Annotated in this window: 21 protein-coding genes; 3 read left to right on the plus strand and 18 right to left on the minus strand. The window is 37.7% G+C overall.

Translation table 11 applies throughout. From position 1 onward, the window contains the following. Positions 1–11 precede the first annotated feature (11 nt). From KQI58_RS06430 to KQI58_RS06470, 9 genes are read right to left on the minus strand one after another with little or no spacing between them, the layout of a single operon-like run. Positions 12–695, minus strand: a complete 684-nt coding sequence (locus tag KQI58_RS06430; RefSeq protein WP_216407524.1) for a TIGR04283 family arsenosugar biosynthesis glycosyltransferase — start codon at positions 693–695, stop codon at positions 12–14. Beyond that, the gene (locus tag KQI58_RS06435) at positions 689–1687 is read right to left on the minus strand and encodes an ABC transporter ATP-binding protein (protein ID WP_216407526.1); all 999 of its coding nucleotides are present in this window, start codon (positions 1685–1687) and stop codon (positions 689–691) included. Before KQI58_RS06435 ends, KQI58_RS06430 begins: the two co-directional genes overlap by 7 nt. Further along, positions 1629–2465 carry an ABC transporter permease gene (locus KQI58_RS06440; protein WP_216407528.1) on the minus strand — a complete coding sequence of 279 codons (837 nt, stop codon included), beginning with the start codon at positions 2463–2465 and terminating at the stop codon, positions 1629–1631. Before KQI58_RS06440 ends, KQI58_RS06435 begins: the two co-directional genes overlap by 59 nt. After that, entirely contained in the window at positions 2462–3316 is an 855-nt protein-coding gene (locus tag KQI58_RS06445; protein WP_216407530.1) for an ABC transporter permease, read from the minus strand. Before KQI58_RS06445 ends, KQI58_RS06440 begins: the two co-directional genes overlap by 4 nt. After that, positions 3309–4547, minus strand: a complete 1239-nt coding sequence (locus KQI58_RS06450) for an ABC transporter substrate-binding protein (protein ID WP_216407532.1) — start codon at positions 4545–4547, stop codon at positions 3309–3311. The genes KQI58_RS06445 and KQI58_RS06450 overlap by 8 nt, the downstream gene beginning before the upstream one ends. A 9-nt stretch (positions 4548–4556) precedes the next feature. After that, on the minus strand, positions 4557–5312 hold the full coding sequence (locus KQI58_RS06455; RefSeq protein ID WP_216407533.1) for a (Fe-S)-binding protein: 756 nt from the start codon (positions 5310–5312) through the stop codon (positions 4557–4559). Beyond that, on the minus strand, positions 5309–5668 hold the full coding sequence (locus KQI58_RS06460) for a 4Fe-4S dicluster domain-containing protein (protein WP_216407535.1): 360 nt from the start codon (positions 5666–5668) through the stop codon (positions 5309–5311). The genes KQI58_RS06455 and KQI58_RS06460 overlap by 4 nt, the downstream gene beginning before the upstream one ends. Continuing rightward, positions 5668–6045 carry a hypothetical protein gene (locus KQI58_RS06465; RefSeq protein ID WP_016180105.1) on the minus strand — a complete coding sequence of 126 codons (378 nt, stop codon included), beginning with the start codon at positions 6043–6045 and terminating at the stop codon, positions 5668–5670. Before KQI58_RS06465 ends, KQI58_RS06460 begins: the two co-directional genes overlap by 1 nt. Next, positions 6045–7076: a sulfurtransferase gene (locus KQI58_RS06470; RefSeq protein ID WP_216407537.1), complete on the minus strand. Its 1032-nt coding sequence runs from the start codon at positions 7074–7076 to the stop codon at positions 6045–6047. Before KQI58_RS06470 ends, KQI58_RS06465 begins: the two co-directional genes overlap by 1 nt. A gap of 460 nt (positions 7077–7536) precedes the next feature. Here KQI58_RS06470 and KQI58_RS06475 point away from each other — a divergent pair, with 460 nt between their 5' ends. Next, positions 7537–7917: a PH domain-containing protein gene (locus KQI58_RS06475; protein WP_016180103.1), complete on the plus strand. Its 381-nt coding sequence runs from the start codon at positions 7537–7539 to the stop codon at positions 7915–7917. Positions 7918–8089: 172 nt separating this feature from the next. Here the strand turns inward: KQI58_RS06475 and KQI58_RS06480 are convergent, their stop codons facing one another. After that, the gene (locus KQI58_RS06480; protein ID WP_216407539.1) at positions 8090–8578 is read right to left on the minus strand and encodes a TIR domain-containing protein; all 489 of its coding nucleotides are present in this window, start codon (positions 8576–8578) and stop codon (positions 8090–8092) included. A gap of 279 nt (positions 8579–8857) precedes the next feature. Between KQI58_RS06480 and KQI58_RS06485 the strand changes: the two genes are divergently transcribed. Further along, positions 8858–9397, plus strand: a complete 540-nt coding sequence (locus KQI58_RS06485; protein ID WP_216407540.1) for a GNAT family N-acetyltransferase — start codon at positions 8858–8860, stop codon at positions 9395–9397. A gap of 50 nt (positions 9398–9447) precedes the next feature. Here KQI58_RS06485 and KQI58_RS06490 read toward each other — a convergent pair whose 3' ends face one another. From KQI58_RS06490 to nox, 7 genes are all read right to left on the minus strand, one after another. Further along, the gene (locus KQI58_RS06490; protein ID WP_216407542.1) at positions 9448–9867 is read right to left on the minus strand and encodes a PTS sugar transporter subunit IIA; all 420 of its coding nucleotides are present in this window, start codon (positions 9865–9867) and stop codon (positions 9448–9450) included. After that, entirely contained in the window at positions 9864–10901 is a 1038-nt protein-coding gene (locus tag KQI58_RS06495; protein WP_216407544.1) for a LacI family DNA-binding transcriptional regulator, read from the minus strand. The genes KQI58_RS06490 and KQI58_RS06495 overlap by 4 nt, the downstream gene beginning before the upstream one ends. A 23-nt stretch (positions 10902–10924) precedes the next feature. Then, the gene (locus tag KQI58_RS06500) at positions 10925–13108 is read right to left on the minus strand and encodes a glycoside hydrolase family 31 protein (protein ID WP_216407546.1); all 2184 of its coding nucleotides are present in this window, start codon (positions 13106–13108) and stop codon (positions 10925–10927) included. Between the two features lie 456 nt (positions 13109–13564). Then, the gene (locus KQI58_RS06505; protein WP_437177496.1) at positions 13565–14398 is read right to left on the minus strand and encodes a PTS system mannose/fructose/sorbose family transporter subunit IID; all 834 of its coding nucleotides are present in this window, start codon (positions 14396–14398) and stop codon (positions 13565–13567) included. Further along, a complete protein-coding gene (locus KQI58_RS06510; RefSeq protein WP_216407548.1) occupies positions 14388–15179 on the minus strand; it encodes a PTS mannose/fructose/sorbose/N-acetylgalactosamine transporter subunit IIC in 792 nt (263 codons plus the stop codon). Before KQI58_RS06510 ends, KQI58_RS06505 begins: the two co-directional genes overlap by 11 nt. 54 nt (positions 15180–15233) lie before the next feature. Next, the gene (locus tag KQI58_RS06515; protein WP_216407550.1) at positions 15234–15704 is read right to left on the minus strand and encodes a PTS sugar transporter subunit IIB; all 471 of its coding nucleotides are present in this window, start codon (positions 15702–15704) and stop codon (positions 15234–15236) included. Positions 15705–16001: 297 nt separating this feature from the next. Beyond that, on the minus strand, positions 16002–17333 hold the full coding sequence (gene nox, locus KQI58_RS06520) for a H2O-forming NADH oxidase (RefSeq protein WP_216407552.1): 1332 nt from the start codon (positions 17331–17333) through the stop codon (positions 16002–16004). A 325-nt stretch (positions 17334–17658) separates the two neighbouring features. Here nox and KQI58_RS06525 point away from each other — a divergent pair, with 325 nt between their 5' ends. Then, on the plus strand, positions 17659–18330 hold the full coding sequence (locus KQI58_RS06525; RefSeq protein ID WP_216407554.1) for a Crp/Fnr family transcriptional regulator: 672 nt from the start codon (positions 17659–17661) through the stop codon (positions 18328–18330). Between the two features lie 101 nt (positions 18331–18431). On the opposite strand, the gene KQI58_RS06530 is transcribed toward KQI58_RS06525, so the two are convergent. After that, positions 18432–18839: an SRPBCC family protein gene (locus KQI58_RS06530; protein ID WP_216407555.1), complete on the minus strand. Its 408-nt coding sequence runs from the start codon at positions 18837–18839 to the stop codon at positions 18432–18434. Positions 18840–18907 lie beyond the last annotated feature (68 nt).

Consider the following 18907-nt stretch of genomic DNA (forward strand, 5'->3'; position numbering starts at 1 on the left):
ATGGCTCCTTTCTATTTATAATAGCGTTCTGCTAATTTTTCTGGTGACATTCCTATTAGATAGAGCAATTTTATTTTGTGCATGCGTAAATGTACTTTGAGTTTTCCTTTTCGAAACCTTCGGACAGATGTGGTTATTGTCACGGGTAGATAATAGAATTTTCCGAGTTTTCTCAATCGTCGACTCAACCGCCAGTCCTCCATTAATGGAACAGCTTCAAACCCGCCAGCCCGCTCATAGTTTTCGCGTGTCGTAAACAGCCCTTGATCACCAAAAATCAGCCCGAGATACTTTGCGCGCAAAGCTGAAGTTCTAGCTAAATAACGATAAAAGAGCTCGGTTGAATCAAATGAAAGCTTTAAAAAGCCGGCGCTATTGTTTTTATTGAACACAGCTCGATGAATCTGCGTTAAAATATCTGATTGGTTGTCTAAACGACTATCACTATGTAAAAACCATAAGATTTCACCGCGGCTTTTCTCTGCCCCTAATTTTAATTGAGCCCCCCGATTCCCCTGCTTTAATTGGTAAACCTGTGCATATTCACGTGCAATGGCTACCGTACTGTCTTGGCTGCCTCCATCAACTACGATAATTTCAAAAGGAATCTTCTTTTCTAGCTGATTTAGTTGTCGCAATAAGTTTTCAAGATTCGTTTCTTCATTTAATGTGGGAATAATAATAGAAATCAACATTCCATCACCTGTAAGATTTCATTAAAGGTTAAGAAGATTTTTTCTCCGACAACGAGCTTTTCAGATACATTTGTAAACGTACAGCTTGTTGCACCAATTTTAATTTGAGCTCTTTGACCGTTGGGTGTCCACTCGCTAAATTCCACAAATGCTGGGATGCCAGCGATCTTTTCAATCGTAATTTCTATCCCAGATGGAATAAAAAGAACCGCATCTCCATGGATACTCTCTGGATTTTGAACAGTAATTTCTGCATCTTCCATCTTGAAATTATGACCATTGACTGAGCCAGAAATAAAATTCGTTTCTCCCATTGCTTTAGCAACTTTTCGATTCTCAGGATAAAAATAAATTTCTTTTGGTTCACCAATTTGCTGAATCGCCCCTTCCAAAAGAACGACCATGCGATCCGCTAATTGAAAGGCCTCGTCACGATCATGAGTCACTAAGATAATACTAAAGTGATAAGTCTCCTTCAGCCGTCGCAAATAATCCCGCATGGCGCTTCTTAAGTGTCCATCTAGATTGGCAAAAGGTTCATCTAATAATAACAACTTTGGTTCTAACACAATCGCTCGTGCTAATGCAACCCGTTGTTTTTGTCCTCCGGATAATTGATCAGGAAAATGTCGCTCTAATCCTTTTAAATCGAATACCTCTAAAATTTTATTTATTTTTTGTTTTATTTCAAGCTTTGAAAACTTGCGCGCTTTAAGGCCAAAACCGATATTATCAATCACATTCATATGAGGAAATAACCAAAAATCTTGAAAAACTAACACGGTGCTTTCCTGTGAGAATCCCTCAGTAAAATCAATCGTTCCTCCTTCAACTGGCTGAATCCCCGCAATCATTTTAAGCAAACTGGTTTTACCAACACCAGAAGGACCAAAAAGTGCAATCGTTTCGCTATCCTGAACATCGAAAGATAAATCATGCAGTATTTCTTTTTTTCCATAGGTTAGCTGTACGTTTCTGACGCTTAACCCCATTGTGCATTCCTCCTATTACCTTTTTCAAAATAAATACGCCTAGCCAGGTACAGCCTAGAAAAACTAAGCTATAGGACGAAGCTAATCCGAAACGCCCATTATTAGCATATGGCAGCAACAACAGCGGTAGTGTGACGATACGACCCCCACCAATAAAAAAGGTTGGTAGATACTGACTGAAAGAGACAATAAACACAAGTCCAGCAGCTGTACTCACACCCGGTCTTAGCAAAGGCCATGTAATCTGCCAAAAAATCATCCAAGGACCTGCTCCTAAGCTTCGCGCCGTCAAATTGTATCCCTCGCCTAACTGTCGATAGCTTTCTAGCAGGAGCTGCATTGCATAGGGTAAACACAAATAGGTATGAATCAGAATAATACCAAGAAAGGTTCCTGTTAGTCGTAATTGCAAAAAAAGAACCTGACTTGAGGTGATAATTGCAATAGCTGGCAAAATCAATGGAAGATAAATAATCACTTCTACCAAACGCTGTGACAGCCTTTTCTGAAACGCCAGATAGTTCGCTGCCGGCAAAGCAATCGCAATGCTAACGATGGTTGTTGCAAGTCCAATCATCAAACTATTAATAATTGCCGGAAAAAAATTGGGTTCTTTGACCATTTGTCTTACGATTTTTAGATCCATTGCCTGTGGAAAGACAGCCGGATACATCCATTTATCACTAAAGGACCATAGAACTAAAATGAATACAGGAAACAAGACGGCCAGCGCAGAAAATACCAACAAAAGATAGGACTTCTTTGATAAAAGTTTCATGTGGTTTTTCTCCCTCCTGGCAAAAGATTACTAATGGTCAAAATAAGTAACGTAACTGCTAAGCAAATTCCTGAAATAATTAGGTTCAAGGCAAAAGCCAGAGGACGTGTAGTCAAATCTGCCTGAGTAAAAAGATCATAAGCAGTCAAAGCCACAGTTTGATTGCTTGGATTTCCTAACAGGAAAGGTACCTCAAATGAAGCAAAGGTAAAACAGAATAAGATAATAAATAAAGTTGCTATTGTTTTTTGAATCATTGGTAAAACAACGGTGAAAAAGATTCGCGTATTTGACGCACCTAAATTTCTAGCAACCTCAATGTAACCTAACTGGAGTTGCTGCAAAATTGCTAAAATGCTCACCGCAACATAAGGGATTTCCTTGTATAAAAAAACCAAAATAATCCCTACCCCTTTAGAGTCATGGATGAATAAGGGAAATTGACCGATTTCTTGGATCAATCCCAGTTGAAACATTACTCGTGAAATCATTCCCGATTGACTAATCAACTGTAGCATCATCAAGCCAACAATGATATGAGGCAAAGAAATTGGCAGGCTGATAACTTTATGCAACCACGGACTTTTTACCTTTAATAGAAGAAACGCGATAGCCATTCCCAGCAGCAATGACAAAAAAGTCGCAGTCAGCGCCAAATAGCAACTGTATACAAGCGACTTTTGAAAAAAAGGATCCGTTAAAACTTGGTTAAAATTAGCGAGTGTGATTTTATTAAGACCAATCAGCGGATAATAACCTAAACTGATTTGCAGCCCTTTAAACAGCGCTGCGATAATCACAACGCTGTTTAATAAGATAAAAGGCAGGGCAAGTATTTTTTTTCTATTCATTCAACACATGCTCTTTCCATAACGCTTCAATTATTGGGATTTTCTCTGCTTGAACCTCGGGAATTTGTTTTTCCTGCATTTCCTCAAGGGGAAGCACTCCTTGATTTTTATACAAATCAGTTAATTTTTGATTGGTTTCATCTGGTAATTTTTCAGAGTCAAAAGGTGGAATGCTGTAGCCATACTTGGCTTCCGCTTTTTTTAGCTGCGCAGACTCACTTGTCATTTCATTGATCAAAACTAATGCTGCTGCTTTGACTTTAGAAGTATCAGCAATCGCTAAGTAACTTTGATTTGCGATCGTACCTTTATCAAACAAGAATGATTCAGTTGTTGCTTTAAATTCATTATCACTACGTTTTTCTGCTACATGCATCTGAGCATAGCTGTAGCTCATATCAATTTGTCCAGCAGCAAACATTTGATCTAATTCGGCAGTTGTGGTCGGATAGGTTTTTCCTTGCTGCCATAAATAAGGTTTGATTTCATTTAAGTAATCTAAACCTGGTTTGATAACCTGATATAACTCTTCCTTATTGGCTTTGGCCTTTTCAACTTTATCATAGCCGACGATATCGCAGATAATATTACGAACAAAGGCGCTGCCAGTGAATTCTGGTGGAGCCGTATAGGTGATTTTCCCAGGATTTGCCTTCGCATAGGCTAACAAAGCTTGAGTATCTGTCGGAAATCCTTCTTTAAATTTTTCTTTATCTCCAGCAAAAACTAATTGTGCACTGCCATATGGAACTTCGTAGCCATCGATTTTGACACCGAAATCATATTTTGAATTGTGTCCATCAACGTCCATCAGCTTTTCAAAACTTTCGACATTTTTCGTGATGGGACCATAAAGCAGTTTTGCTTGTTTTGCCGTATAAAAATTTTCACCATTGATCCACATAACATCAATATCACCTGATTTTGTGCCGGCTTCTTTCTCCGTTGTCAGTTTATTCAAGATTTGATCGATGTCCATCGGAACTCGTTTTACGGTAATATCATATTTTTCTTTCATGGCTGGTGTAACCACCTCATCGACCCATGCATTGGCCCTTTCATCGCCGCCATATCCATAAAAGGTCACTGTTTCACCTTTGCCTTTTTTTACTGCCTCAGAAAAGCTACTAATAGAATCTGTTGTTTTCGTTTCTTTTGTTTCACTGGACTTACAGGCAGCTAGAGAAAAAAGCATCCCTGTTGTCAGTAGACCGATTAACCATTTCTTCATTATTTGCTCCTATGCTTTTGTGACTATTTTTTTTGATTGATAACGATTCTTCCAAGCTTTTATCGGATTATCTAGTGGATGCGCAGGACTTTTGTCGTCTTTATGTATTACCTCTCCAAAGATCAAATCCAATAAATGCCAAGCCTCACCCCCGCCAAGAATCATGGCTGAAGTACAGCTGGAACAATAGGTAACAATATGATCAGTTTTAAAATCTTGCACACGCTTGGTTGCAAAATCCTTCGCGAGATTTGGATTAGAAACACCGCACATCCCACCCATTCCACAGCAGAGAGTGTTTTTTCCCGACAAACGATTTTTCTGGACCTGATAGCCTAGCTGCTCCAGTAGATAGCGAACCGCTTGATGAATCTCCGTCATTTCCTTTGTTGGACAGGAATCTTGGATAGAAAAAACAACATCACTTGTTTTCCCTTTTCCGATAGCTTCCTTTGGTAATCCTAACTCGGCCATCTTTACCCATAACGAGGATGTAGGAAATTGATTTTGAAGAGTCATTGTTTTTATGCACCCTTGGCATGCAACGATCAACTCATCAATTTCAACCTTGTGGACCTGTTCTGATAATTGTCCAAAGCGCTGCTGAAACAATTGCTCCTGACCGATCATCCGAGTCGGTTTGCCACAACAACCTTGGATAACAGCTAAATCAGGATAAAAACCTTTTAAATAATCGATGACTTGTGCGACTTGCTTCGGACTGCTAGAGCTTAGAGAACAGCCTGCCATAAAACCATATTTCATTTTGCTTCTCCTCGATTCACAGCCGTAAATAATTTGCTTGTTGATAGTTTTTGATGCATTTCGACGCTTTTGAGCTGTTTAAGCGGTAATCCTTCCTTGATTAGATCTTGACGCATCGCTAAAAAGGCTTCGTCTAATTTCAGTTTTAACGGACAAACAACTGTACAGCGACCGCACAACATACAGGAGTACGGAACGATTGGTTCTAACCCTTCTGCTAAAAATTGTTGAAACAGCTTTTTAGGATCATCACAATACTGCTGCAAAAAGAGACAATCTTTCATGCACCGTTGACAGCTGTTACAATTTTCAGCGATTAAGCGAGCCATTTCAATTGTTCCCTTCGAATAATCCATTAAACAAACTCCTTTTTTAGCAAAACGATCACTAGTTGCAGTAAGAAACCAATAAGGATTATTCCGCTCACTAGATAATAAATGGGTATTACTTGCAAGGTGATTGTTGTCTGCCAAATTAGAAAAATAATCGCTATCATTAACAACAACAGTGATTCTAAACTTTTTTTCTTTCTTACTACTAAAAAGGCAACAATCGTTAACAAGACCGGCAGCAAAAACAATTTGCTGCCGAACAGACTTGCATCCACTTTATGAGAATAAAAGGAAACATTCCGCATAAAGCCTAAATGATTACGGTAGAGATCATTCATCAGATAAATTCCATAGATCAATCCAAATTGAATGATGTGTAAAAAATAGCGAAAGATCTTCATTAGTTCAGAATTTTCACCTTGTCTTTATCTCTTGGATCGCCAACTTGAACAGGGTATTTGCTTGGGTCCTTCTGGTGAGCTTTATCCCAATCATACCAGCCGCCATCAAAAAGACGAACGTCTTTAAAGCCTTCTTGTTTGGCAATAAAGAACGCCGTAGCCGCACGCCAGCCAGTACCGCAATAGAAAGCAACTTCTTTATCTGGAGTGATGCCCCATTTTTCCCAAGCATCAAAGATTTTCGTTGGCTCCTTCACTGTGCCATCGTTGTTCATTAATTGAGCAACATCAGCACTCGTTTTGCTTGATTTCGCGTACACGGCACCTTCTGGCTCACCCGCATTTTCAATGTAGTCATAGCCGCTTATTTTTCCAGTAAATTCTTTCCATGAACGAATACTTGCTAGAACCAGATCAGGATTTTTTTCTTTCGCAGCTAATAAATCGTCAGAGGTTGAGATCAGGTATTCAGGACGTCCAGGAACAGCTGCACCAAAATCTTTCGCAGCTTCAGCATCTTGGTTCCCTTTTTCTACTTTGTAATCAGCTTTCTCCCAAGCCTTCAATCCGCCATCAAGAATTTTTACTTGATCGACACCTAACCAGTAAGCAACAAAGGCTACACGTGCTGCCGCATTGATATCACTAGAATAGACGACTACTGGTGTGGTCTTTGTCACACCGCGTTTCAAGAAGACTTCCTTGCAGGTTTCCGCATCTAAAATATTCCAATTGTTTTCTTCAGTTTCGATTTCCATCGTATCGATATGCAATGCGCCTGGGATATGAGCTTTTTTATAATCTTTCCCTTCGCCGTAAGAAGCCTCAATTACTACGGTCTTATCATTGTCTTTCATCTGCTTATTCAACCATTTTGCATCCACAAAAAAATCATCCTTCTTAATATCTTTACTGTCTACCAAACGTTGAACTTTGTTCGTCTTCTTTGCAGCTTGAACCTGTTCTGTTTTCGCGAACACGACCAATGCGGTCAATAATAAGCAACTTATTACTGTTAATACTTTTTTCATCTTACTGCTCCTCTAAGTTTATTTTTTCACTTGAACCGTTTTCAACAACAGTTTACTGCTCTTTTAAGCACAACAAAAAAACATACTTAATAAGTATGTTTCCTCCTAAGCACTAATTAATTGTAGGCGGAATAACCCTTTTAATGCAACGCAAAAAAAGGTTCTGGGAGGAAATTAAATTGTTCTACTTGCTTAGAAACTCTAAGTAATGATTGAGATCATAGTCACCGCTGATAGTTTTTAAACATGAGAACACCTCCTGAATCCATTTTAGAACTGAGTTCTTTTCCCTACCGAGTATAACGAAACAATATATGTTTAGCAAGGAAATTTAAGTCAAAAAAGAACAAAAACTATTTTTGTGAAGGAATGATTATTCGATTGTACGCTTTCGATGGTCTTTCTGTTAAAAATCAGCTAGAATGAACTTATTCAATCAGAGAAAGAAGGGAATCTATCTATGAGTATTTTTGATGGTTTAATGGGAAATGCTAGTCAACACGACAATAAAGCAGTAGAAAAAAAGCTAGAGGATGTTTTAATATCAGGAGAAACGGTTTCTTTGGCTTTTAAGCTAGTTCGGGATTTGATTGTCTTTACAGATTTCCGTTTGATTTTAGTGGATAAACAAGGTGTGACCGGAAAAAAAGCTGAGTACAAATCTATTCCTTATCGTTCGATTTCACGCTTTTCAGTCGAAACTAGCGGGCATTTTGACCTGGATGCCGAATTAAAAATTTGGATATCCAGTGCTGAGTTACCTGCTGAAACGATTCAATTTAGAAAAGACAAAAATATTGTGGCGATCCAAAAGGCATTGGCTTTAGCATTGTCAAAATAAATGAAAAGGACAAGAACTGAACTTTCTGTTCAATGTCTTGTCCTTGTTTTCTCTCCAAGCGTCGCAGCTTTATTTTTCCCCTTTAAATTTTCCATTCGCTTTCATAATCTCCTTTTTAAAAGTCATCAGCGAGTGCCATTTCAAAATCTAGAAAACTGTATTCAAGTGCTCCTTATCTTTCTTTTACCTTATCGACCTCATTAATCCATTTCTCAAGATTGTTATAGCCGTTGTTTTTGATGTAGTCATATTCTTTGTCAATGATTTCATCAAACCAAAGCAATTCTCCATTACTTTTTTTACCAACGATCTTAACTACTGATTGACTGATGGAAGTTTGCTGACTCAAATTTTTTATTTTGCCGATCTTCAAAGCAATAATCGCATTTCCCCGTTCGTAACTTTTTTTGATTGCGTATTGAACATAGTTTGAATCTAATGTTTCACTTCCAATCAAAACGACCGTCACAGATGTTCCAGCTATTTGCTTGTCGATCCAGCGTTCAATAGTCTCGTCACCATCCCGTTTCATTCGCTCAAACTCTGAGTTGTTAATAAATCCTGATTCTTCGTTTTCCTTCAAAGCCCAGTTGTTTTTAACCACCAACGCCCTAGATAGATCATTTTCGTAGTAAAAACTGAAGAAAACCCTTTTTGCCATAAATTTTACCTCCCTAACTTTTTCATTGCTCAAAAATCCTATCAGATGTTCATCCTCACAAAACAAATTATTCTTTGTGACAACCACTGACAAACCTACAAGCTGATTTCTCATTTCATTATATAATAGAGATTCGTCTCTATGTCTCCATTTTTTTTATAATAGAAGTTTTTATGGAAAACAGACGTTTGAGTAACATTCATAATTAGCTAAAATCAAGCTAGCTTTTACTATCCCTACATGATACGATTTTATTGAGAAAAAACTGGAGGTCTTGTTATGTTGGATAAGTCTGTACCTTTTATTCCTTTTACTATGTTTCGCCCGTCAAATGCCCCATCATTACCTAAAATCCAATTACCTGACGGCTATCGGATCGTCTTTTATCAGCCTGGCGATGAAAAAGATTGGTGTCGGATTGAAACGGCTGTGTTAGAGTTCGAAACCGAAAAAGCCGCCGCTGAATATTTTCAACGCTCCTTTGCACCTTATCCAGAAGAATTAAAAAAGCGGATGCTCTTTATAGAGAATCCTCAGGGAGTGAAAGTAGCTACTTTTACAGCTTGGTGGACTGAAGATCACTCACCACGACTTCACTGGTTAGGTGTAGTGCCAGAAGAACAGCGAAAAGGCTTGGCTAAGGCGTTAACGATTCGTGTCACTCAGCTTCTTCATGACTATTATCCAGGACAGGATCTTTACTTGAATACTCAAACCTGGAGTCATCATGCAGTTAAACTATACAAAAAATTGAACTATGAAATATTTCAAAATCAAAACTACCAGAAAATATTGGATATCTTGAAAAAAGCAGATTAGTTTAAATACAAAAAGGGATTTGTTGCACAAGCACAACAAATCCCTTTATTTTATTCATCTTCTGCATCCGATTCTTGATTGAGCAAATACGTATTAACATAAAGCATTTGTTCTCGTCCCTCAGAGAGAGCCTTTTCTAAAAAGTTGGCATCAATGTATTCATCAGATAATCCTAATAAAACAGTCATAATCACTGGCAAATTCATCCCGGTAATCAGGTGGATATGCGGATGTGCCAGATAAGGAACAAATGCTTGATTTACCGATCCGCCGAGCAAATCAGTAAAGATGAGTGCTTCATCCTCAGCCGCCAAGTCATTTAGCACGGCGCCAATTTCTTCCTCAACTGGAACATTCTGCGTATAGGCATTAATGACAATAATCTCGGCTGTGTTTGGCATGATGAACCTTACCGTTTCCTCTAGTCCTTTTGCAAAATTTAAATGACTGGCAAAAATGATTTTTCTCATGACTCCTCCTTTTCTTCGCTAGTATTAGTAATATCTTTAACAGATTCGCGTTCGATCAATTCTCCATCAACACTGGTATACTGCCCGGCAAAAGTCTCAGAAATATTAGCGATCAACTTATTGATTGCGATCGAACCTTTTTCGATATGATCAATCCGAACAGTGGTCAGCGGCGGCTCAACTAATGAAGCAAAGATGATATCATCCATACCGACTACGGATAAATCGATTGCTTGTTCTTTTAAAAATTTGATCAGCTCGATTGCTAATAAGTCTTCTGAAACAACGACAGCTGTCAACGCTTTGAGTTCATTTAGATAATCCGTAAATTCCACATTTTGAGATCGCTCGATTTTACACAGCTCAGAAAGATTGTTTTCCAGCATTGCTTTTTTATAACCACCATACCGCTGCTCGTTAACACTAGGTTCATTTTCATCAAATCCTCGAGAAACAAAACCGATTTTTTTGTGTCCTTTTTCAATTAAGTACCTTGTTGCTGCTGCTTCTAATTCCGTATCTTCAGTATTTACAAACATAGTATTGGGATTTGATAAAGCCTTTCGCAAATCAGGCCCATCCAAGACTGTATCAATATAAACAACGGGAACCTCTAGCAATTCATCAATTTCTTTAAACATTCCAGAAGGTACCCCTACAATAACGAAACCAGCAAATTTCCAATTCGTTTGGATTTTGATTAAGTCTTCAGCAGTTTGAACATTATGAAACAGCACAAAGTAATCCTGACCTTTTGCCTCATATTCAACTCCAGCCAAAACTTCAGAAACGAAAGGATTCATAATGCTTTTACTATGGCGTTTAGAATAATAGATCAAGCCAATCAGCTTACTTGGGGCTTTAACTAATGAACGAGCATTTAAATTCGGTGTGTAGTTGTACTTTTTTATGATTGAATTTATCATAGAAAGCTTCTCTTTACTCACTCGGTGAGAACGGTTATTGATTACATTTGAAACAGTTGTAACCGAAACCCCTGCTTCTTCTGCGATTTGTTTTATTGTTACTTTCATCCCTTTTACCTTCCTAGTTTGCATCATTCGATCAAATAACACATTTCCGTTAACATCGCCCGAATAGCTGGATTTTCAAGCGTTTCTATATAACTTGAGAATTTTCTTGAATCAGAAAAAGCAGTTGGTAAGAAACGGAAAATTTCTTTTTTCGTATCATAACTCATCCTTGTATTTTGCAATCGCTTTATAATTTCAGCTTCTACCAAAACATTTTGGTTAGCTTCAGCGTTATGAATGATTATCTCGATTTCTCTATCTAACGGAACGATCTTTTTTGGATCATTTACAGTATAAGTCAACTGTCTGTTTTTTTCATCATATTCAAAAATTGTTTCTGCAATATCCTCGCCTACGTGTTCAAACATGGAATAGCGATTATTTTCACCAGGAAAAACATGAACAACCATTTTATTAGGTAAAGTCTCAGGATCTTCCATGTAATCTCCGCTTAAAGGAACGATTCCGCCTGCTTTAACAAAAACTGGAATGGAATTTATATCACGGCAAACTTTGATCTTTGTTCCACCTTGATATCTTAAGTCACTGAAGAAATCATACCATACCCCTTCAGGAAGCCAAACATCCTCTGTACTCATGTCAATATCAGCAATAGTCGGCGTAGTTATTGGTGCAACGAACATTTCACTGCCGAAAAGATATTGGTTTGGAAAATTATAAGCTTCTCTTTCATCTGGATATTGATAATACATGGGCTCGATCAAGGCCCGACCTGAAACACTGGTGTGATAATTTGCCGTATCAAGATAAGGGATTAACTTTCCACGCAACCGCATGAAATCGCTCATTGATCGCTCGATTTGTACCGGGAAATTCCAAGGCTCTTTGCCAACAAAAGGATTGTCATAGCTATGCAAACGATTGATGGGGCTAAACACTCCGAACTGAAGCCATCTTAGTGACAACTCTGCATCATAGGAACCTTTATAATGCCCTCCAATATCGTGGCTCCACCAAGTATAACCAATATTCGTAGCTGTTGCAGTAAAATACGGTTGGAAAGCTAAGGAATCCCAAGTAATTATCGAATCTCCTGAAAAGCCAAGGGGATAACGATGGGAACCTGGCCCGGCGTATCGTGAAAGCAGCAAACCATCATTATGATTTCTTTTACCATTATCTAGAAAATGATAATGATTCAACGCCCATAAGGGTTCGATTTTTGATTTATCACGACTAGCCCCCTGTTGCCAATCCACCCACCAGAAATCGACTCCCTGATCTTCGATTGGGTGATGGACATCTTTGAAATAGCTTTCTCTGAAGACTGGATTATCAAAATCAAAAATAGCTGGTTCTTCTGCATCTTGATCCAGCTTCATCCTTTCGGCTACAGCTGGATAGCTGTCCTCGAAAGCACGAATCCCTGCGGCTGGATGAACATTCAAGGTAACGTGTTTGCCTCTCTCATGAAGTTCTTTCAATAATTTTTCTGGGTCTGGAAACAAGTCTTTATTCCATGAATAACCAGTCCAGGCCGAACCAAAACGTACAGGGATATCAGTTTTGTGCCAGTCCATATCAATTACTGAAACACTGATTGGAATATCCTCCTTCTCAAAACGATCCATCAGTTGAAAATAACTTTCTTGGGTATATTTATAGTATCGGCTCCACCAGTTTCCTAACGCATATCTCGGAATCAAAGGAGTTTTTCCAGACAATCGATAGTAATCTTTTAACGCCTGACGATAATCACGCCCATAAGCAAAGTAATAGCTATCAACTGCCTGCTGATTACGAGGAATAAATTCATCCTCAAAGAGAACAAAAGAATCCGTATCATCAATATAACTGAATCCATCCTTGCTTTGAATCCCTGTTTCTAATGGAACAGCACCATCAATACCGTCTAATGTTTCAGTTGTTCCCAGTAAATTATTTTTATCTTTTTCACCAAAGTGCCATCTCGAAAAATAGGTGCCGTAATTATATTTTGCATCAATATACAAATTTGATGCCGTAAACTTTCCACCATCATAATAAAGATGAAAAGAATCCGTTTCGATTTCTATTAGATGGCCACCATTGTTTTCTTTAACTGTGTAGTCTACTTCACCAAGATCTCGATTTTGAACAAATTGAGTTGGACGATCTTCAAACTTTCCTGTTTTTGAATATTCTAGACGGCATAGTTTATTAGTAATTATCGTAAAACGATAGTCTGCCCCTTGAACAACGTTCATGCTTCATCCTCCTTAAGCACCAAATCCTTAATGATTTGTGTTACTCCATTATGATCATTTAATTTGTAAGATAGTTAGTCGCTTACTTAACAGACGACATTGAATTTTCTAATACTGCGATATGCCAGACGTTTTGCTTCATTTTAAAATCGTTTACTTGATCCCCAACTGCTAGTAAATTCCCCGTGAGAACACTTAATATTTTGCGATCTGCTTGATTGCTTCATAATTATAGATGCCTTGATTGGCACCTTCAAAAAGTATTTATTTGTTTGAACATCGAAAATTTTTCTAATCCCATAGCATTTAAAGTAAAGACGGTCTGAGCAATTGCTCCCTTAACTCCCTTGGTGGAAGCCTTTAGAATGGCACGGATATTTTATGGAGAAACCCAATCTTTTAAATTTGATAGCGCACCCTTTAGATCAATCCCGATTAATTCAATTACATTCATTTTTACGCTGGTTTCAAAATTCCGAAAAACGCTCCCAGCATTGAAACTGCAATCAGCAACACGATGATTTTTGTAGTTGTCCATTTTTTATTGCCAATCAATTTATAAACCATGATTGTTAACAAAACCGGCAGCAGTGCGGGCATAATCTTATCTAACACATCTGTCTGAAGTGGGAGTTTTACCGCACCTGTCTTAAAGGTCAAGCCTGTTTGAACTTTGACCGCTGTTGAGATTAAAGCACCTACGACAGTTAAGCCCATTACCGAAGCCGCTTCAGTAAAAATCGTCAGTTTTTCACCCAAGGTAGTCACCAGTTTTACTCCAGATGAGTATCCTAGATCCCAAAGTTTTAATTTTACAAAAGCAAAAATCAGATTGAATACTAACCAAATAACTGCACCGATAGGGTTGCCTTCCAGTGCCATATAGCCAGAGATCGACCCTAAAATAGTTGGAATCAAGATCCAGATCAAGGTATCTCCAATACCGGCAAAGGGACCCATTAAGGAAGTTTTTAATGATTGAACTGAATCAATGGATTTTCCGCCATCTCGTTCCTCGATGGCTAAGCTGGCACCTAAAATAATATTAGCCATCGCCGTTGTAGTATTAAAATATTTAAAATGATTATTTAAAGATTCGATGTATTCGAGATCATTTGGATAAATCTTTCGTAAAGCTTTGTTGAGTGAAAAAACGACAGCCGGTCCTTGCTGTGTTTCGTAATTGAAGTTGTTAACCCCCATAAACATATAACGCAGCGCGGCCTTGTGACGGTCTCTTTTTGTCAGAATCGATTCATTCGATTGGTTTCCTTTAATATTATTCATCATAGTCATCGCCTTCCATCTGGGTATTAAGCATTCCATTGGATACAGTTGTCGCTTTATTCAGTTCTATATTAAAAATGAAATATGCTGCACTAAAACCCAATAGACCGATTGCTAGAACAGGCAAATTCAAATACGCTGAAAAGACAAAACCTACAACTAAAAAGGTCAGATATTTTTTTGCCGGCATGTAATGAAGTAACAAAGCGACTCCGACCACAGGGAGCATCCCGCCGGCGATATTTAGTCCCTCCGTCATCCATTTTGGAATAACCTCTAAAATAAGTTCAACAGCATCTGTCCCGAAAAATACCATGAGTGTAGTTGGTATAATTTGTTTTAAAGCAAAACAGATAGGGCCAACACACAACCATAAGTTCATTTTTCTGAATTGTCCTGCGTTCGCAGCTTCTTTTGCTTTCATCGCAAAGACCGTGTTAACCATTTTCACTAACACATCCAATTGGATCGCCAGCATTCCTACTGGGAGGCCAACCGCTAATGCGGCACCTGTTCCAACACCAGCTCGCACTGCTACGAAAGTTCCGATAATTGTAGCTAATCCATAATCTGGAACCGATGATCCACCTAGTCCGGCGACTCCAAGATTCATCAATTGAAATGTCCCTGCTATGATCATCGCTGTTTGCATATCACCCATAATCAAACCTGCAAACAAACCAACAATCGCAGGAAAACCAGTCATCACAGCGATTCCTTGAACATCTAACGTCATAACAACCGCCAATAGTATAATCAAAATATTTTGTAATAAATCCGGCATTTTTAACTTCCTCTCTTTTCGTTTATATCCTTATAAAGAAGCGTTTTCAATTTCTTAATTAGAATTATATGGTTCATCTTGATCATCAGGTACGTATTTAATAAATACAGGAACTCCTAGACTTTTGAGTTTTTCAATATCTGTCTTTTCTTGGTCCGTTAATGAAATGAATTTTGAAATTTTTTCTTTTCCTTCAGCATCAAACATGATTCCTAAATCGACTCGCGGAATCTCAATTCCGGCTTCAATAAATTTAATTAAAATATCTGGTTCTCTAACAATCAGAAAAACTTTTTGGTTATCGTAATTTCCATTTTTAAAATTATGAATCGCCTTTTCTGTATCAATGATACTCATTCCAGTTCCAGTCGGTTTAGATAAGCGCATCGCAGCTTTTTGTACCTCGTCTTGGCTGACTAAATCATCAACAACCATATATCGCTTAGGTTGGATGTGTGCAAACCATTGATTAACAACAATTCCGTGAATCATCCTCTGATCAATTCGAGCAACAGCAATCGGCATAACAATTCCTCCTTAATTTTTAAGTTTAACGTTAAACTTGAATATGAACTTATTATAGAATATGAAAGCCCTTTTATCAAGAGGTTTTTTTATTTTTCTAAAATAAGCTTAAATCCGCTGATATATCAGTATTTACATCAAGAGGATTTAATGTTTTAAGCGAAAATATTCTTAAACAAATGGATTTATTCAAATTGTAAAATTCAAAATCTAAGTTTAACGTAAAACTTGGATTATTAGGAATTCTGAGCAAAAAAAATAATATCCATCAATCTTAATGACTGATGGATACTATTTTTATTCTGCGCTTAATGCGGCCATTGTGATGTAATTGTATGGCTGATTAAAGTGTGGCAAGAAGAAAATATCTAATAGTTTCAGCTTATCGATGGTTACTTGCTCTTCAATAGCAAGTGAGAACATATGGATCACACCTGAGATATCTTCTGTTGATGATAATTGTGCACCAACTACACGACGAGAGCTTTCTTCATAGACAATCCGTATTTTAACTTTTGCATTTTGTTTCATAAAACCTGGCCGCTGCAGATCTTCAAAGTCTGTATACTTCACAGCAATGCCATTTTTAGCCGCTGCTTCTACTGACAAGCCCGTTGAAACCATATGCAAGCCGAAAATCGAGATTCCATTTGAGCCCTGTACACCAGTCGATTCTAGCGCCACACCTCCAACATTGTACCCCGCCACAATACCTGAACGTACAGCGTTGGTTGCTAGTGCGATATAGGTCGTATCTTGTAGGGCATTGGAATAAATCGTTGCGCAATCACCTACAGCATAGACATTCGGATCGCTAGTTTGCTGGTGAAGGTCAACCAAATAAGCACCGTTTTTAAATAGTTCTAAATGGTCTTTACCCAGTTCGTTATTTGGTAAGAAGCCGATCGCATTGATCACTAGGTCAACACTATATTCACCTTTATCTGTTACGATTGATTCAACTTTTACTTCGCCTTTATATTCTTTAGCTAATTCCCCAAAGTGCAGGTCAATTCCGTGCTCGCTTAAAATCGTATCCATATCATCAGTAAACCATTTATCATAATAACTCGGTAATGAGCGCTCCATCGCATCAAAAAGTAATACATTTTTACCGCGACGCTTAGCTGCCTCAGCTATTTCTACACCGATATAGCCTGCCCCGATTACTGCAACATTTTGAATATTATCTGCGCTTAAAATTTCATCAACAGCTTTTCCGTCTTGGAAACGTTTTAAGAAATGTATATTTTCTAAATCACGTCCAGGAACTTTGGGAGAAATTGGTACGGAGCCGGTTGCCAAAATCAATTTATCGTAGTCTTCAACAAAGGTTTCACCAGATTTTGCTACGCAATGCACCTCTTTTTTATCATAGTCAATTCGATCGACAGTTGTTTCTATTGAGATTCGAGCGCCTTTACTTTCGAAATCTTCACGTTTTGTATAAAATAAGCCCTCATAAGAATCAATTTGACGTCCTACCCACAGTGCTGTTCCACAACCTAAATAGCTAAGATTGTTGTTTCGGTCAATCATTACTACTTCTTGATCTGGAAAATTATCCAAAAGTGTGTTTGCTGCTGCAATTCCAGCATGATTTGTACCTACAATTACTGTTTTTGTCATTCATTCTACCTCCTAATTTTTGAAAGCATTTACATTACAATTATGATTGTAACATACTTCACGAATGGCATTTAAAAAAATGCAAATAATTTAAAATAATTTTCAAAAAGGTATTAATATTGATTTGAACAGCTAAATCGTCTTTTTAACAACAGAAATACTTTCTTAGAGGAAATACGTTTTTACTCTTTCTATACTCTAAAGTAAGAAACAGGTACATCTATTAGATTTTTGGAATTGCGTTTTCTCTTTTAAAGCTTTAAACCAAGATTCATAGTAAAATGAGAGTGAAATCTTTTTATCTGAAAGAAATGAGGCGAAATAGATGGAGACTGGCTTGGAAAAGCACCACCTTGATTTACTGGACAGGTATGGTTTATTAGATCACCAATCTGTTTGTAGAGTTCAACAATTCGATTCAGGAGAAACCATTTTTGCTCAAGGTGTGGAGTATAAATATATTATGATCGTTGTTTCTGGAAAAGCAAAGGTGTGTACTAGTGCTCCTAGTGGAAAGGATTTGGTCTTAGCCTATTATCTTTCTAGCGGATTGATTGGTGATGTTGAACTGATGTCCGATACCACTTACGCGACCGCATCGGTTATCACTCTTTCAGCCTTTGAGTGTATTATTGTTCCCTTTCAAGACAATCAAGATTCGATGTTTAAAAATCTGACTTTTATGACTACACTAGCAAAAGGACTGTCAGAAAACCTGATCAGCAGTTCTTACAACTACACTTCGAATGCTCTTTATTCTGGAGAGCAGCGTCTTTGTACTTATATTTTACAAGGGGCCTATAAAAATTACTTCTTTGATAATTTGACTGATGTGGCCGCCACGATTGGGATTAGCTATCGTCATTTGCTTCGTCTGTTGAATAAACTATGTGATGACGCTATTTTAAAACGGGAAAAACGCAGATTTCAAATACTCGATAAAGAACAGCTTGTTCAGCGCTCATCAGAAGCGGAATATTTTACAAAGAATCACTGATAAAAAAAATAAGCCATTCGTCTCTCCTGTTATGAGTCGAATGGCTTATTCACTACTGTCTTTCAGTAATTTATTGCGAGCTATTCTTCAAAAAACATTGCTTATTCTTTATTTGCTAAATAATTAGTCAAATCATCTACATATCGTTTCTGTTGCTTAGTTAAATAGCTTTTCACAAAAGGCTTCATATAAATTTTTTTTGGAGAGACATCCTCAAGGAAATGAATTTTAGTCTTTGTCTTTGACAATGATTGAAACTCTCCAATCCATTTTCCGCTAATATTCTCATTATCCATTGTAAAAGCGTACAGTTTTAGTGGTTCATAGGCTGTTATCACAAATTTCGTTGGAAAGCCTTGATTCGTATATTCAATAAACACCTTTTTATCTTCTAAAACCTCAATTTTGCTAAGATCACTACGCCATTCTGCGTTCCTCAAGTCTGTTACAATATGCCAAATGGTTTCAATCGGTTCATTAAAGACAGCCTCAATTGTTGTTTTCACCATGATTATCCACCCCTCTCAGTTCATTTTAACTTTTTTGAAAGAAAAGAACCTCTCAATCTGTGTCCAAA

The organism is Enterococcus raffinosus (genome assembly GCF_018917525.1).
Taxonomy (GTDB): Bacteria; Bacillota; Bacilli; order Lactobacillales; family Enterococcaceae; genus Enterococcus_A; species Enterococcus_A raffinosus_A.